The organism is Cobetia sp. SIMBA_158 (assembly GCF_046566945.1).
Lineage (GTDB): Bacteria > Pseudomonadota > Gammaproteobacteria > Pseudomonadales > Halomonadaceae > Cobetia > Cobetia amphilecti.
In genome coordinates, this window is the sequence record NZ_JAWJYL010000257.1 from 1 (window position 1) to 278 (window position 278).

General features: G+C 32.4%; 1 protein-coding gene. It reads right to left on the minus strand.

From position 1 onward, the window contains the following. Window positions 1–278: hypothetical protein (locus R2R70_RS19870; RefSeq protein ID WP_410978879.1), on the minus strand; the 278-nt coding region annotated here is incomplete at both ends.

Sequence of the window (278 nt, forward strand, 5' to 3'; positions counted from 1 at the left end):
GTGATTATGAAAGATTTCAGTTGTAATGAGTGGATGATTATTTCGAGCATTTAATTCTCGTATTTCTAATGAAACAGTACTTTCCGTCGATTCTATTTTTTTAAGTGGCGGCTCTTCTTCAATTATTTCTACATAAATCACAAAAAGCTGATCCTCTATACTCGATGAAAGTTGTTTATAGGTAGTGCCATTTATGACAAAGAACTCACATTCCCTTCTCGCTAAAATTTCTCCTAAATCGATTTCAGGATAATAATAGATTGGGACAAATTCATTAC